At 63.6% G+C, this 13,670-nt stretch carries 13 protein-coding genes; 1 reads left to right on the top strand and 12 read right to left on the bottom strand.

Annotation, left to right across the window (positions count from 1 at the left end; genetic code table 11):
• Positions 1 to 7: 7 nt before the first annotated feature.
• From P8Q88_RS11560 to hisG, 10 genes are all read right to left on the bottom strand, one after another.
• A complete protein-coding gene (locus tag P8Q88_RS11560) occupies positions 8 to 292 on the bottom strand; it encodes a hypothetical protein (RefSeq protein ID WP_278323986.1) in 285 nt (94 codons plus the stop codon).
• A gap of 759 nt (positions 293 to 1,051) precedes the next feature.
• Positions 1,052 to 1,837 carry an alpha/beta fold hydrolase gene (locus tag P8Q88_RS11555; protein WP_278324484.1) on the bottom strand — a complete coding sequence of 262 codons (786 nt, stop codon included), beginning with the start codon at positions 1,835 to 1,837 and terminating at the stop codon, positions 1,052 to 1,054.
• 308 nt (positions 1,838 to 2,145) lie between these two features.
• On the bottom strand, positions 2,146 to 3,048 hold the full coding sequence (locus P8Q88_RS11550) for an acyl-CoA thioesterase (protein ID WP_278323985.1): 903 nt from the start codon (positions 3,046 to 3,048) through the stop codon (positions 2,146 to 2,148).
• 21 nt (positions 3,049 to 3,069) lie between these two features.
• A complete protein-coding gene (locus tag P8Q88_RS11545) occupies positions 3,070 to 3,966 on the bottom strand; it encodes a cupin domain-containing protein (RefSeq protein ID WP_278323984.1) in 897 nt (298 codons plus the stop codon).
• Complete coding sequence (locus P8Q88_RS11540) at positions 3,942 to 5,111, bottom strand: GNAT family N-acetyltransferase (protein ID WP_278323983.1); 1,170 nt, start codon at positions 5,109 to 5,111, stop codon at positions 3,942 to 3,944. The genes P8Q88_RS11545 and P8Q88_RS11540 overlap by 25 nt, the downstream gene beginning before the upstream one ends.
• Positions 5,112 to 5,296: 185 nt before the next feature.
• On the bottom strand, positions 5,297 to 7,453 hold the full coding sequence (locus P8Q88_RS11535; protein ID WP_278323982.1) for a sodium-translocating pyrophosphatase: 2,157 nt from the start codon (positions 7,451 to 7,453) through the stop codon (positions 5,297 to 5,299).
• Between the two features lie 151 nt (positions 7,454 to 7,604).
• Positions 7,605 to 8,423 (bottom strand): thiamine-phosphate kinase, encoded by an 819-nt coding sequence (gene thiL, locus P8Q88_RS11530; protein ID WP_278323981.1) that lies wholly within the window; start codon positions 8,421 to 8,423, stop codon positions 7,605 to 7,607.
• A 32-nt stretch (positions 8,424 to 8,455) separates the two neighbouring features.
• A complete protein-coding gene (gene nusB / locus P8Q88_RS11525) occupies positions 8,456 to 8,908 on the bottom strand; it encodes a transcription antitermination factor NusB (protein WP_278323980.1) in 453 nt (150 codons plus the stop codon).
• Complete coding sequence (gene hisD / locus P8Q88_RS11520) at positions 8,908 to 10,197, bottom strand: histidinol dehydrogenase (RefSeq protein WP_278323979.1); 1,290 nt, start codon at positions 10,195 to 10,197, stop codon at positions 8,908 to 8,910. The genes nusB and hisD overlap by 1 nt, the downstream gene beginning before the upstream one ends.
• Positions 10,197 to 10,853, bottom strand: coding sequence for an ATP phosphoribosyltransferase (gene hisG, locus P8Q88_RS11515; RefSeq protein ID WP_278323978.1), 657 nt, complete (start codon positions 10,851 to 10,853; stop codon positions 10,197 to 10,199). The genes hisD and hisG overlap by 1 nt, the downstream gene beginning before the upstream one ends.
• A 41-nt stretch (positions 10,854 to 10,894) precedes the next feature.
• Here hisG and P8Q88_RS11510 point away from each other — a divergent pair, with 41 nt between their 5' ends.
• Complete coding sequence (locus P8Q88_RS11510; protein WP_278323977.1) at positions 10,895 to 11,959, top strand: DUF2332 domain-containing protein; 1,065 nt, start codon at positions 10,895 to 10,897, stop codon at positions 11,957 to 11,959.
• Here P8Q88_RS11510 and P8Q88_RS11505 read toward each other — a convergent pair.
• Both P8Q88_RS11505 and P8Q88_RS11500 read right to left on the bottom strand, forming a co-directional pair.
• Positions 11,956 to 12,855, bottom strand: a complete 900-nt coding sequence (locus tag P8Q88_RS11505; RefSeq protein WP_278323976.1) for an alpha/beta fold hydrolase — start codon at positions 12,853 to 12,855, stop codon at positions 11,956 to 11,958. The genes P8Q88_RS11510 and P8Q88_RS11505 overlap by 4 nt on opposite strands.
• On the bottom strand, positions 12,855 to 13,667 hold the full coding sequence (locus P8Q88_RS11500) for an SDR family NAD(P)-dependent oxidoreductase (RefSeq protein ID WP_278323975.1): 813 nt from the start codon (positions 13,665 to 13,667) through the stop codon (positions 12,855 to 12,857). The genes P8Q88_RS11505 and P8Q88_RS11500 overlap by 1 nt, the downstream gene beginning before the upstream one ends.
• Positions 13,668 to 13,670 lie beyond the last annotated feature (3 nt).

Below are 13,670 nucleotides of genomic sequence, written 5' to 3'. Positions count from 1 at the left end.
AATGCGATTAGATTTCTTGAGCGGGGCTGTCGGTGTCGATTTCCCACAAGTTCCCAATCACGATACGCAGTGCGTCGTTACTTTCGCGGTCTAAGCCCTTGCCGCAAAACCAGCAATCGTAACCTTCGTTCAAGAGAGCGTTTGCAAGGCTTGGGTCTGCATCGACTTGCACTAACAGGTGCTTCAATTTCTCCGCGTCACCGCCTACCAAGGCTGCATCGAAATCACTCAAGAGGTCTGCCGCAAATAGCCGCTCGTTTAGCGTCATCCCTCGGTATTCAGGCTTTTCCATCCGCAGGACTTAGGCCTGCCGTCCAATGTCCGCAATCAGGGTCGTTAGCGGAACGTCGGCTTCTAGCAATTTCTCGCAAGACTGAGACATCTAACCCAGCTAGTCGCCTCGATGGAATTCATAGTCGGCCTGCAGATGCGGCTGCCATTTTTGGTGATAAAGGCGTAATTCGTGGCGGATAGCTTCACCGCGTGATCCAGGTATCTCGAACTCGGCGCCTGCTATTTCGTCTTCGTCGGCCCACCCCCATGTCGTCATGCGCTTTAGATAGACGTGAATATCGGGCTGCGATCCAATTCCTGCAAAGGCTTCAAGCAGACATATTCCGGCGACGAAGAGCGGAAGGCGTTACTCCCTTAAAGCTTTTGAATTCTTGGATAGCTGGAGAGCCGACACGTACGCGTTCCGATCACGCGTCAGTGCATCATCCAGATCATAGAAGGCACCGCTCAGCTCTCTCCCTAAGCTTCTTGCCAGTGTCGTTTTGCCGACGCCCGTCCAGCCGTCGATCCCGATTATCCCAGCGCCGCCGGCTCTGCCTCGAAATGCATTCGCGAGGTCTTCAGTTTCGATGAATTGGATAGGCATTTCTTCGCTCTGGCGAACGGAATGATCGCTCGCAACGGGACGATGCTAAAGAGTCTTCTTGTGACACCCTGTGCGCGCAAGGCTGAATTTCCGCCAACGGCCCCAGAAAGGGCCCTACAATGGGGCCGCCCCTTCAAAGGCCCTCGTTTTGCTAATCGCCCAGTTGCAGTATTATTTTGATTCCGAAATGCTCGTTGCATCCAGAATCACGCGAACCGTCTCCTCTGGCTGATCCCACATCGGGAAGTGTCCGCTACGCTCGAACCAGTGCATAGTCGCTTCAGGGAAGGCTTTGATCGCGCGATCCGCCTGCTGCGGTAGACACAACCGATCCTTCCGTCCCCAGCCGATGACAACGGGCGCAGCCGTTTTCGCAGGGCCCTCCTGCATTGCGCCGTTGGCGAGGTCCTTCACAAGCGAATTGACGGTGCGCGTATTCGCCAATGACTTCAGTTCACGTGCGACGAATGCCCCGTCGAGCGCCCACGGCCTTGCAGAAAGCTGGGCCATGAGCGCGGTCCGGCCTGCGACATTCCCGGTGATGGCAGAAAGCGCCGGTCGCAGTGCGCGAACCAGTGCAACCGAAGGCGTTATGGTGGTCTTGAAGAAGGTCCGCTCCCACCCCTGCCAGAAGCCGCCCGGGTCCAGTGCGACAACCGCGCCCGCTCGGCCGCGCCGCGCCATCTCGAGTACTAGGCGCGCACCCAGCGAGCTGCCAACCATATCAACACCTGTGAAATTCTCCGCGCCAAGCCATTCGTCCAGACTGCGCGCGAGACCTTCGAACGTGCCGCTGTCGGCCTCTTCGCGTGTCTTCCCATGGCCGGGTAGGTCTATGGCGATCACCTCCCTGACTTGAGAAAGCGCAGGCACGATCGTGTCCCACGAGCCGGAAGTAGCCCCTAGTCCGTGGACAAGGAGAAGGGGTTTTCCGCGCCCTGCGCGCGTAAAGTGCATGGTCATGTAATGGTAACGTCTCGCACCGACTTATAGGCCCGTGGATGTCCATATTGCCGAGGGCGAGGCCAAGAGCGGACGGTCGGTTTCCGGCTCAAACACGGACATGCGCATGAGAGCGTCCTGTCGTTAGCGAACTGGTTTTCCTACATCTCCACCCGCTGCTATCCCCGCGCCGCTCTTTCCATCGTCGGCACGCCTTTCGCGCACCCTGAGGTTTTTACGCCCTAGACTGTGTAACATGCGGTCCATGTCGGGGTGCTCGCCCTCGGGCGGTCCAACAATTGTCCTACATGGGGTCTGGCGGGCTAGGTCTTCTTGACGCGCTTCCGCATCATCCCTTCCTGCGCCACGCTGGCGACCAGCTCGCCGGCGCGGTTGAAGATGCGGCCGCGGTTGTAACCGCGGCCCGATCCGCTCCACGGGGCGTCGGTGGCGTAGAGGAGCCATTCGTCGGCGCGCGCCGGGCGGTGGAACCAGATCGCGTGGTCGAGGCTGGCGCCGACAAGCTCGCCGCGCATCCAGGATAGGCCATGGGGCAGGGCGCTGGTGCCGAGCAGGGTGTAGTCGCTGGCATAGGCGATCACCGCGCGGTGAAGCGCGGCGTCGTCAGGCAGCGGCGCGACCGTGCGGAACCAGCTGTGCGCGCGCGGCGGGCGCGGCTCGCTGTTCATCCAGTGCAGCTTGTCGTTGGTGCGCATGTCGATCGGGCGCGGGCGCAGGACGAACTTGCGCTGGTCCTCGCTCATGCGGTCGCCCATCCGCTCCACCATCGCGCGGCGCTGCTCCATGTCGGGCTTGAGCTCTTCCGGCGGCAGCACGTCGGGCATGGTGGTGTCGTCGTGGGAGAGGCCGTCCTCGGGCCGCTGGAAGCTGGCGGTGAGATTGAGGATCGGCTTGCCTTCTTGCGTGGCGACCACGCGGCGGTTGGCGAAGCTGCGCCCGTCGAAGTCGCGCGCGGTGGCATAGGCGATGTCGACGCCTTCCTTGCCGCCGCGCAGGAAATAGGCGTGCAGCGAGTGGGCCTCCAATCCCTCGGGGGCGGTGGCCTGCGCGGCCTGCAGCGCCTGGGCGATGACCTGGCCGCCGAATACGCGGCCAACGCCGCCGGGCTGCTGCGGGGCGCTAAACGCGTCCTCGCCATCGCGGGTGACGGTGAGCAGGCGGACGAGGCCTGCGACGAGTTGCTCGGGGGTCTTGGTGTCGCTCACCCGCGCGGCTTTGCGTGGACCTTACGCTCGCGTCAAGCGGCGGATGATGCGCCAGCCGGTCGCCTTGGCGCGGTTGGCGGCGGGCCAGCGGCCGGGCGCGCGGGGGCTGAGGCCGATGCGGCGCAGCGCGGCGTTGAAGCAACGTGCCTCCGCCTCGGCATAGCTCCAGGCGCTGCGCCAGGTGATGGAGAGCGAGATCGAGCTCGCCGGTCCGTTGCGGACGAAATGCGGGGCCATGACGGGGACATAGACCGCCTCGCCGGGTTGAAGCGTGAAGGGGGTGCCGCCAGTAAGCAGGTCGCCGGACCACGGCAGTTCGCGTGCGCCGCCAAGGTGGTAGCTCTCGTGGCAGGTGTCGGGCGCGAAACGGGGGTTCCCGGCTGGAAACTGGGTCATGGTCTTGGAGCCCACCAGCTGGAGCAGGATGTTGTGCTCCGGGTCGTAGTGATAGGGAGTGACGGCGTCGGGGCTGGAGATGAACACATAGGCCTGCGGCGTCAGCATTGCGCCGGTCCTGGCCTCGATCGCCGGGCGCAGCTCCTCCAGCAGGTCGAGCAGGAGAGTGCGATAGGCGGGCACCTGCTCGATGTTCTTGAGCACCGCCCAACTGTTGCTGGTGGCGATGTGGCGGATGGTCTCCTCGATGCCCATGCCGGTGCCGCCGGGCTTGCCTGCAACGCCAATCGGCACGTCGCCGCGATTGTACTCGATACTGGCGGCAGGCAGCTGGCCCGCAAGCTGGGCCAGCGCGTCGAGGGTCAGCCGATGATCCTGCTCGAGCCGGTGTGCGAGGCGATGCGGCGCTTCCGGATAGGCGGCAGCGAACTGCGTCCTCGATAGTGAGGGGAACACTTCGAGCGCCTGGTGCCGGTGCCGGAGGGGAGCTTGCAGCGTCACTGCCGGCGCTCCATCCGCCATGCCTCCGCTCGCGCCCAGAGTGCACCGACCCAGCGACGCCAGCCTCTGCCCACGGCGATGCTGAGGGAGACGACCTCGTGGCGCTCGCTCCAGATACGCTCGATCATGGGATGCCCCTGCGCGGCACAGCTATCGCACCACTCGAGCGCATGATCCTCCAGCAAAGCGAGATTCTCGACTTGCAGCTGCATTCCCGGGGAAAAGCGCGCGTAATCCTCATCGAAGGCAGTCTTGAAGGCGAAGCTGCCCGGCGGTGCGAGAAGGGTTGCAAGCATCGCGATAGGCCGTCCGTCGAGCGTGAGCGTCAGACGCTCGAGCCGTCCTTCCTCCGCTATCCTTCGCATCGCGGCAAGGAATAGCGCCGCCGTGTGCGTGTCTGAGGCGAGTGAGGAGCCGCCTGCACCCTTCCAGCCCTTCGCTTCGAGCACGAGAAAATCATCGATCCAGCGGACCAGCCCTGTGCAGGACCTCGTGCGAACGATCTCGACAGCGCCGAGCTCTTCCAGCCGTCTGCGCTGTCGTCGCAATTCCTTGCGGCTCTTGGCGGGCATCGCCTGCGACAGGTAGTCCTGTGGCGTGGTGCCGGTGTTGAGAATGGCGCGAAAGTGGCGATGGACGATCTGCAGCGGTCGACCCTCTCGGCGACAGGTCTTTCGCAATACGCGCGTGGCGGCGCAATGAAGCGGCATCTGGGGAAGATTGAGGAACCAGGCGGTGCCCGGATTGCGATCCGTCGCGAGCAGGAAGGCGGACCAGAACGCTTCCTCATAGCCCTTCTCGATCAGCGGCGCTCCGCAGAACATGTTGGCGTGCAGCCAGCTCGATCGATGCGGCGTGGCTCGGCCATGGTAGCTTTCGCGGTCGATCAAAGGCATCAGACCACGCAGCTCGCCCTCGTCGACCAACAGAGCGAGCGTTACAGAGCCTTCCGGATCAAAAATTGCGAGGGACGGGAGCAGGAATCCCATCTCGAAAAAGGCATTGGGAGTTGATGCCCTATGGGCGAGCGCCAGCCAGGACGGCTCGATCGCTCCGATATCGATGCTTCTCCAGCTGCAATAATGAAACCCTTCGGCCAAGGCAGAGCCTGGCGAATGCGGCAAGACCTGCCGTTCATCGGCCCGAGCCAGATTAAAGCGATTCATCCCTGTTGCCCCTTCGACATGCGTGCGACCGCTTGTCCAAGATTGCTTGGCATACCATCGGGAAGATTAATTTTCACTCTTCGAAACGCGGCGTTCCATCCCGGGGCAATGACCGTGTCCGAGAAACAAAAAACCCCGCCCGGATCGCTCCGGACGGGGTCTTTTCCCACGAAGGTTGGAGGCGATCAGCCTGCTGCGAGAGCTGCGAGCAGCAGCAGAGCGACGATATTGGTGATCTTGATCATCGGGTTTACGGCCGGGCCGGCAGTGTCCTTGTAGGGATCGCCGACCGTGTCGCCGGTCACGGCAGCCTTGTGGGCCTCGGAGCCCTTGCCGCCGTGATTGCCGTCTTCGATGTACTTCTTCGCATTGTCCCATGCGCCGCCACCTGCGGTCATGGACAGGGCCACGAAGATACCGCCGATGATCACGCCGAGGAGCAGTGCCCCGACGGCGGCAAAGGCGTTCTCCTGGCCTGCAAGGAACAGGATCGCGAAGTAGACCACGATCGGTGCCAGCAGGGGTAGCATCGAAGGAAGGATCATTTCCTTGATTGCGGCCTTCGTCACGAGGTCCACCGTGCGAGCATAGTTCGGCTTGCTGGTACCGGCCATGATGCCCTTGTCGTTGGCGAACTGCTCACGCACGTCGACCACCACGTCACCAGCGGCGCGGCCCACGGCGGTCATGCCCATCGCACCAAATAGGTAGGGGAGCAGTGCACCCAGGAGCAGACCAACGATGACATAGGGGTTCTCGAGGCTGAAATCGACATCAGCATCCGGGAACAGCTTCGCCAGATCGGTCGTGTAGGCGGCAAACAGCACGAGCGCGCCGAGGCCCGCCGAACCGATCGCATAACCCTTGGTCACGGCCTTGGTGGTGTTGCCCACGGCGTCGAGCATGTCGGTCTTCTCGCGAACGCTGTCGTCGAGACCGGCCATTTCGGCGATACCGCCCGCATTGTCCGTGACCGGACCATATGCGTCGAGCGCCACGACCATGCCCGCCAGCGCCAGCATGGCGGTGGCTGCATAGGCGATGCCCATAAGACCTGCGAGCTGGAAGGTGGCGATGATGCCCGCCACGATCACGATCGTCGGAAGCGCGGTCGATTCAAGGCTGATGGCAAGGCCCTGGATTACATTGGTGCCATGGCCCGTTTCCGAGCTCTTGGCGATCGAGCGCACCGGGCGATAGTTGGTGCCTGTGTAATACTCGGTGATCCAGATGATCAGGCCGGTTATAGCCAGGCCGATGAGGGAGCACCAGAACAGGTCCATGCCGGTGAAGGACGTTACCTGCTCCGCCGTTCCTTCCTCGGCCAGCGGTGCCCCCGGGTCGATGCCGGCCACTGCGCCGCCGATTTCCGTGCCCATGCCGCCCAGCGCATAGCTTATGACGAAGTAGATGAGCGGAATTGCGAGCACTGCCGAGACGATGAAGCCCTTGTACATCGCGCCCATTACATTCGTGCCGCCCTTGCTGAGCTTTACGAAATAGGTCCCGATGATGCTGGTGACGATGCAGGCACCGCCGATCAGCAGCGGAAGCGCCATCATCGGCAGCAGCAGGTCGCCCAGCACATCGCTGAACAGCAGTGCGGTAAGCACCATAGTGACGCCCACAGTGACTACATAGGTTTCGAACAAATCGGCAGCCATGCCGGCGCAATCGCCGACATTATCGCCCACATTGTCCGCGATCACGGCCGGGTTGCGCGGATCGTCTTCGGGGATGCCCGCCTCGACCTTGCCGACGAGGTCGGCGCCAACGTCGGCAGCTTTGGTGAAGATACCGCCGCCCAAGCGCGCGAAGATCGAGATGAGCGAGGCACCGAAGGCGAGACCGACGAGGCCATAGACCACTTCGTCGCTATCGGCGGCGAAGCCTGCCGGACCGACGAGATACCAGAAGAAGACCGCGATCGAGAGCAGAGCGAGGCCTGCCACGAGCATGCCGGTGATCGCACCTGCACGGAAAGCCAGCGTCAGCCCCTGCTGCAAGCCGCTTTGTGCCGCAGCCGCGGTGCGAACATTGGCGCGCACCGAGATGTTCATCCCGATAAATCCGGCAACGCCCGACAGCACCGCGCCGATAACGAAGCCGATCGCCGGCATCAGGCCGAGAAACACGAATACCAGAACGGCGACGACCACCCCGACCATGCCGATGGTGGTGTACTGGCGCTGCAGGTAGGCTTGGGCGCCCTCCTGAATTGCTCCGGCAATTTCCTGCATCTTTTCAGTGCCGGCGCCGGAATTCAGCACCTGGCGGCTGGTGACGAAGCCGTACACGACGGCGAGCAGTCCCAGCACGATTGCTATGAGAACAAGGTCCACGAAAAATTTCCCCTCCCGATGTTTATGTCATTTGCCGCCCATCGCGGGAAACGAGGGCGGCCGTGAGGGGAGGGTATAAGGGCCATGTCTTGCGTGACAAGGCCGAAAAGCGCAGCAATTGGCGCTTATCGACCGCTTGTCGCGCAATGGTTCAATGCTGGTAGCCGAGCGGTCGGTTCTCGCCCGGACTTGTGCCATCGAGAAGCAGCGACTGGCCCGATTTTTCGTGGACTCTGCCGATGCGTGTCGCCTCGACAGGCAGGTCCGTTTCAGGCGCGGCGGTGAACAGGAGCTGGTAGTCGTCGCCCCACCGGATACAGTCGGCGAAGCGGGAGGCATCGGCGACCGGAATACTGGACCCGGCGAGCGCAAAAGTTGTGTTGCTCGCCCGCGCCATCCGGTCGGCGTCGAGGAGCAGGCCGTCGCTGACATCCATCATCGCACTGACCAGCGGGGCAAGGGCCTGTCCTGCGGCCAGCAGAGGCTCTGGCCGGAGATAGGCTTGCGCAAATTTGGCGGCCCCTTCGAAGCCCAGCATCGCCTGCCCGATGGTGCCGGTCACAAAGATCGCGTCGCCGGGCCTGGCCCCGCGCCGGTCGGGGACCGGCGTGGCGGTCGCGCGGCCAATAGCCGTGCAGCCCCAGACGCGGCGGCCCTTTGCGGAAACCGTGTCTCCGCCGAGCAGAGGCACATTATAAGTTTGCAGGACTTCCTCGAGCCCGGCGATAAATCCGTCGTCATCTTCGCCAAGCATATGCGACACCAAGACGCCGACCGGTTCGGCTCCCTTTGCCGCGAGGTCGGACAGGTTCACTGCGACCAGTTTCCAGGCAATGTCGGCCAGATTGTCGGCTTCGCGAACATGAACGCCTTCGACGATCGTATCGTGGGTGAGGACAAGCGTCTCGCTGCCCAGTTCGAGAACCGCTGCGTCGTCATCAAGGCCGCGCGCTGCGGGTGTGCCAGCCAACGCCTTGAGCGCGGCGACGAAGGCGCTTTCGTTCAGCGCCCCGCCTCTTTGGCCACCGCATCGAGGATGCCGTTGACGAATTTCGCTTCGCGATCGTCGAAGAAGGCCTTGGCGACATCGACATATTCACTGATCGTCACAGCCTTGCCGATGTCCTGTCGCGCGAGCAGCTCGTAGGTCCCGGCCCGCAGGATCTGGAGCATCGTCTTGTCAAGGCGCGCCAGCGTCCAGCCTTCGGCGAGGCGCGCGGTCAGCTTCTCGTCGATTTCCTCGCGACGCGCATCGACACCGCTCACCACGTCGTCGAAGAAATCGACGTCGGCCTCGGCATATTCCTCGTCCTCGATCACGCGGCCGAGGCGGTGCTGGTGAAATTCGTCGAGCAGCTTGGCGAGCTTCGTGCCCTCCATCTGCTGTTGGTAGAGCGCCTGTACGGCGCCCAGGCGGGCCGCGCTGCGGGCTTGGCTGCGCTTGGGCTGGTTCATTATTTCAATCTCACGGAAATGGACAGGGCGTGCGCGGGAAGGCCCTCGGCCTCGGCCAGCTTGACGGCGGCGGGGCCAATGGCGGCCAGCGCCGCATCGGAGGCGTCGATGAAGCTGGTGCGCTTCATGAAATCGAGCACCGACAACCCGCTCGCAAAGCGCGCACGGCGCCCGGTGGGAAGGACGTGGTTTGGGCCGGCCACATAATCGCCGACCGCTTCGGGCGTATGCTTGCCCAAGAAGACGCTGCCGGCATGGCGCAACTTGTCGAACATGGCCTGGGGGTCGGCCACCATCAATTCGGCATGTTCGGCAGCGAGCCGATCGGCGAGGGCAGGGGCCTGGTCGAGGCTGTCGACGATCACGATCAGGCCGTGCGCATCCCAGCTGGCGCGCGCGGTCTTGCCGGTGGGCAAGGAAAGAAGCGCGCGGTCGATACTGTCGCGGACCATCCCGGCCAGCGGCGCGTCGTCGGTGATCAGGATCGATTGGCTGGTCGGGTCATGTTCGGCCTGACTCAAGAGGTCTGCGGCAATCCAGTCCGGATCATTGTCCTTGTCGGCAATGACGAGGATTTCGCTGGGTCCTGCGACCATGTCGATGCCGACGACACCGTAAAGCTGGCGCTTTGCTTCCGCGACCCAGGCGTTGCCGGGGCCGGTGATGACATCGACCTTGGCGATCCGGTCGGTACCATAGGCGAGCGCGCCAACCGCCTGCGCGCCACCGACGCGCCAGATTTCATCGACGCCCACGACATGCGCTGCGGCCAAAACGAGGGCGTTGCTTTGGCCCTTTGGTGTCGGCGTGACGATCACGAGCCGCTCGACCCCCGCGACCTTGGCCGGGACGGCGTTCATGAGCAGCGAGGACGGGTAAGCCGCGCGCCCGCCGGGGACATATAGCCCCGCGGCATCGACCGGCAGCCAGCGCGCGCCGAGGCGCATGCCTAGATCGTCGGTGTAATCGCGATCCTCTGGAAGCTGACTTTCGTGATAGGCGCGGATGCGATCGGCCGCGAGTTCGAGCGCATCGCGCAGCTCGCCATCGAGCGCGTCGTAGGCGGCCTCGCAGTCCTCGGCAGAAATGCGCCAGTCGCTGTCGGAGGTCAGGCGGTGCTGGTCGAAGCGGGCGGTGTAGTCCACCAGCGCCGTATCGCCGCGCTCCTTCACCTCGTTCAGAATGGTCGCAACATCGCGCGAGACATTGGCGTCGCTTTCGCGCCTGTCGCGCACGACCTTGTCGAACTTCGCCTCGAAATCGGCATCGGAAGTGCGGAGCAATTGCATCAGGCTGCCTTCCGCTCGCTGGCGTCGCTGCGAAAGGCCTCGACTAGCGCGGCGATCCGCGGATCGGTCTTGAGCGCGGCACGGTTCACGATCAGCCGCGCAGTGATGTCGATGATGTGCCCGGTTTCGACCAGACCATTCTCCTTGAGCGTCTGGCCTGAGGAGACGAGATCGACGATCCGGCCGCACAGGCCGAGCGACGGGGCAATTTCCATCGCGCCATTCAGCTTGACGCACTCCGCCTGCACGCCCTGCCGTTCGAAGTACCGGCGGGTGAGATTGGGGTATTTGGTCGCCACGCGAACGTGGCTCGCACCGTCCACGCTGGCCGCACCTTCCTTCGGCTCGGCCACCGCGAGATGACAGTGTCCGATATCCAGATCGACTGGCGCGTAGAGGTCGGCATAGTCGAATTCCTCGATCACGTCGGAGCCGACGATCCCCATCTGCGCTGCACCGTGGGCCACGAAGGTCGCCACGTCGAACGCGCGCACGCGGATCAGGCGCATGTCTTCGCGCATCGTGCCGAAGGTGAGCGAGCGGTTGGCCTTGTCGTGGAACGCCTCTTCGGGCACCACGCCGGCGCGCGCCATGACAGGCAGGGCCTCGTCGAGAATCCGTCCCTTGGGGACGGCAAAAGTCAGGCTGTCGCTCATGGCCGCGCAGATAGGCAGCCACGGGACAAAGGGCAACACGAATGGCAGACGAGGCGGTCATGGATATGGTTTCGGTTCCGCAAGCCATTGCATGGCAGGCGGAGCACGCGGAGAAAAACGGGGCTCCCGGGACCGCGCGGATCATTCGCGCACTGCTGGCGCTGGAGGATAGCCAAGTCGCAACCGCGCGGCGCATCCACGGCTGGCAGGGCCTGAGCCTGCGCGACGCGATGCCGCTGCGGATTGCGGGCGGCATCCACAATCTGCTGCTGACCGGCGAAGAGCCGCGGCTGGAAGATGTCTACGCCGGACGCATGGCAGATCAGGGGCAAGTCGATGCGCTGGTGCGCGAGATCGTCGAGACTTACGATGCGCGCCTGATGCCCTGGCTCGACGGTCCGCCGCAGACCAACGAAGCGGGCCGTTCGGCCAGCTTGATGGCGGCGCTGCTCTGGCTCGCAGACGGCCGCGTCGCGCCGCAATTCGAAGTGCTGGAGATCGGCGCGAGTGCGGGGATCAACACGATGATGGGCCGCTATCGCTACAATCTGGGCGGCGTTGCGGTCGGTCCTTCCGCGAGCCGCATGAAGATCGAACCCGACTGGCGCGGATCTCCGCCGCCGGACAGCGAGCCGATGCTGATCTACGCGCGCGGCAGTGACATTGCCCCGGTCGACCTGACCGACGAAGCACAGGCGCTGCGCCTCAAGAGCTATGTCTGGCCGGAGGCGTTCCAGCGCATGGCGCGCATCGATGCCGCCATCGCCCTGGCCGAGCGCATGCCCCCGGAAATCGAGCGGATGGATGCCGGCGACTGGGTCGAACAGGAGCTTGCCAAACCCCAGGAGCAGGGCGTCACCCGCGTGCTTATGCACTCGATCATGTGGCAATATCTGCCCGACTTCACGCAGGAGCGGATCGAGACAGCGATGGCCGAGGCCGGGGGAAGGGCCGATACGGAGCGACCGCTGGCATGGATCGCCCTCGAAACCAACCGCGAAACTTTCGCCCATGAATTGCGCGTACGATACTGGCCCGGCGGCGAGGAGGCGGTACATCTCGCCAGTGCCCACGCCCATGGCGAATGGGTGGAGTGGCTTGGCTAGTCGGTTCGGTCGAGGAAGCTGGCCAATGCCTCATTGTAGGCTTCGGGCGCCTCCCATTGCACGAAATGACCGCAATCGGGGATGCGAACCACTTCGGGATTCTCGATGACCTCCTCCAGCCCGTCGAGATTTGCCGGCGGCAGCGCCTGATCGTCCATCGCCCAGATTACGAGCGTCGGAAGGGTGAGGCGAGGTAGCGGGAAGGGCTGGTAGTCGTCCGGAAGCTCGTAAGGCGCGTCGAGCGGCAGAACCTCCATCGGGCTCGCGCGGTAATAGTTGAGCATGCCGATCGCCGCATCGGGATCGGACCAGTCCTGCAACAGGCGAGCCTGTTCTTCCGGCTCCATGGAAGTGCCGACCTCGCGGCCTTCAAAGGCCTTCATCAGCACGGGCGCAAGACCGTGCTCGCGGATCAGCGGATCGTTGGCACGGTCGCGGAAGGTAAGGAAATACTGGCTCGCCTCGCGCTGGGCGCGGTTGGTGTAGAGCAGTTTGGGAAACAGCACAGGATGCGGGGCATTGGCAATCGCAGCGCGTGTCACGCGGCCGTTCATCATGCCGGCGTAGGCCACACCCCATGCAATCGCGCCGCCCCAGTCGTGGCCGACGATGGTGAAGCGCTCGATACCTAGCGCATCGGCCAGCGCGAAGACGTCGCCGATCAGCTTGTCGGGCGTATAGGCATCGATCTCTTGCGGCTTTGATGATCCGCGATACCCACGCTGGTCGGGGGCTACGCAACGATAGCGGTCGGAGAAAACGGGAATCTGGTTGCGCCATGTCCGGTGGCTTTCAGGGAAGCCATGAAGAAAGATCAGAGCTGGCGCGTCGCGCGGACCTTCATCGACGACATCAAGCTCGATCCCATTGGCGAGGCTGACCCGTTTCTGGTCCATCACCCGTCTGCCTTCATCTTCTCCATATAACCCGACGCGACCATGGCCGCTACCTGGTCGAAGAGCTGGTCGGGCGTCCGCCGCGCTTCGCCCATGACCTGTTCCATTCCCTCGGCGACTATGACTTCGCGCTGACCCGCAGCGACGGCATCGATGATGCGCCCTGCCGCTTCCGCGGGGGGAATGCCGCCGTCGATAACCTTGTCGCTACGCCCGCGCTTGGTCCCAGTGGCAGTCAGCGCGTTGCGGCTGACGTCGGTGGCGACCGAACCGGGGTAGATAACGTGGACCTGCACATCGCTTTGCGACAGCTCGGCGCGCAGTGCATCGGCATAACCGGCCAGTCCGAACTTGGCGGCGCAATAGGCGGTTCGCATCGGCACGCCGACCTTGCCTGCGATCGAACTGATGAAGAGCAGATGCCCGCTGCCACGTTCGGTGACATGCGGAAGGAGCGCCTGCGTCGCGGCGATCTGGGCGGTCAAATCGATGTCGATGATGTCGCGATAGACCTTGATGTCGGTATCGACCGCCGCGCTGCGTTGCGAGATGCCGGCATTGGCCACGAAAATGTCGACGCCGTGCCAGGCGATGGCCTTCTCGGTCGCGCTCTGCATCGCGTCGTCGTCACGCACATCGAAGGGCAGCACCAGCGTTTCGGTAGCGATACTGTCGGCGACGTCGGCGAGGCGGGTTTCATCGCGACCGGACAGGATTATCCTGGCGCCGCGACTTGCCCATTCGCGTGCCAGTGCTGCGCCGATACCGCTGCTTGCCCCGGTGATCCACGCGGTCTTGCCCTCGAAACTCATCGC

It is taken from the genome of Qipengyuania marincola, from assembly GCF_029688625.1.
GTDB lineage: Bacteria > Pseudomonadota > Alphaproteobacteria > Sphingomonadales > Sphingomonadaceae > Qipengyuania.
This window is presented reverse-complemented; position numbering and strand designations above follow the sequence as displayed.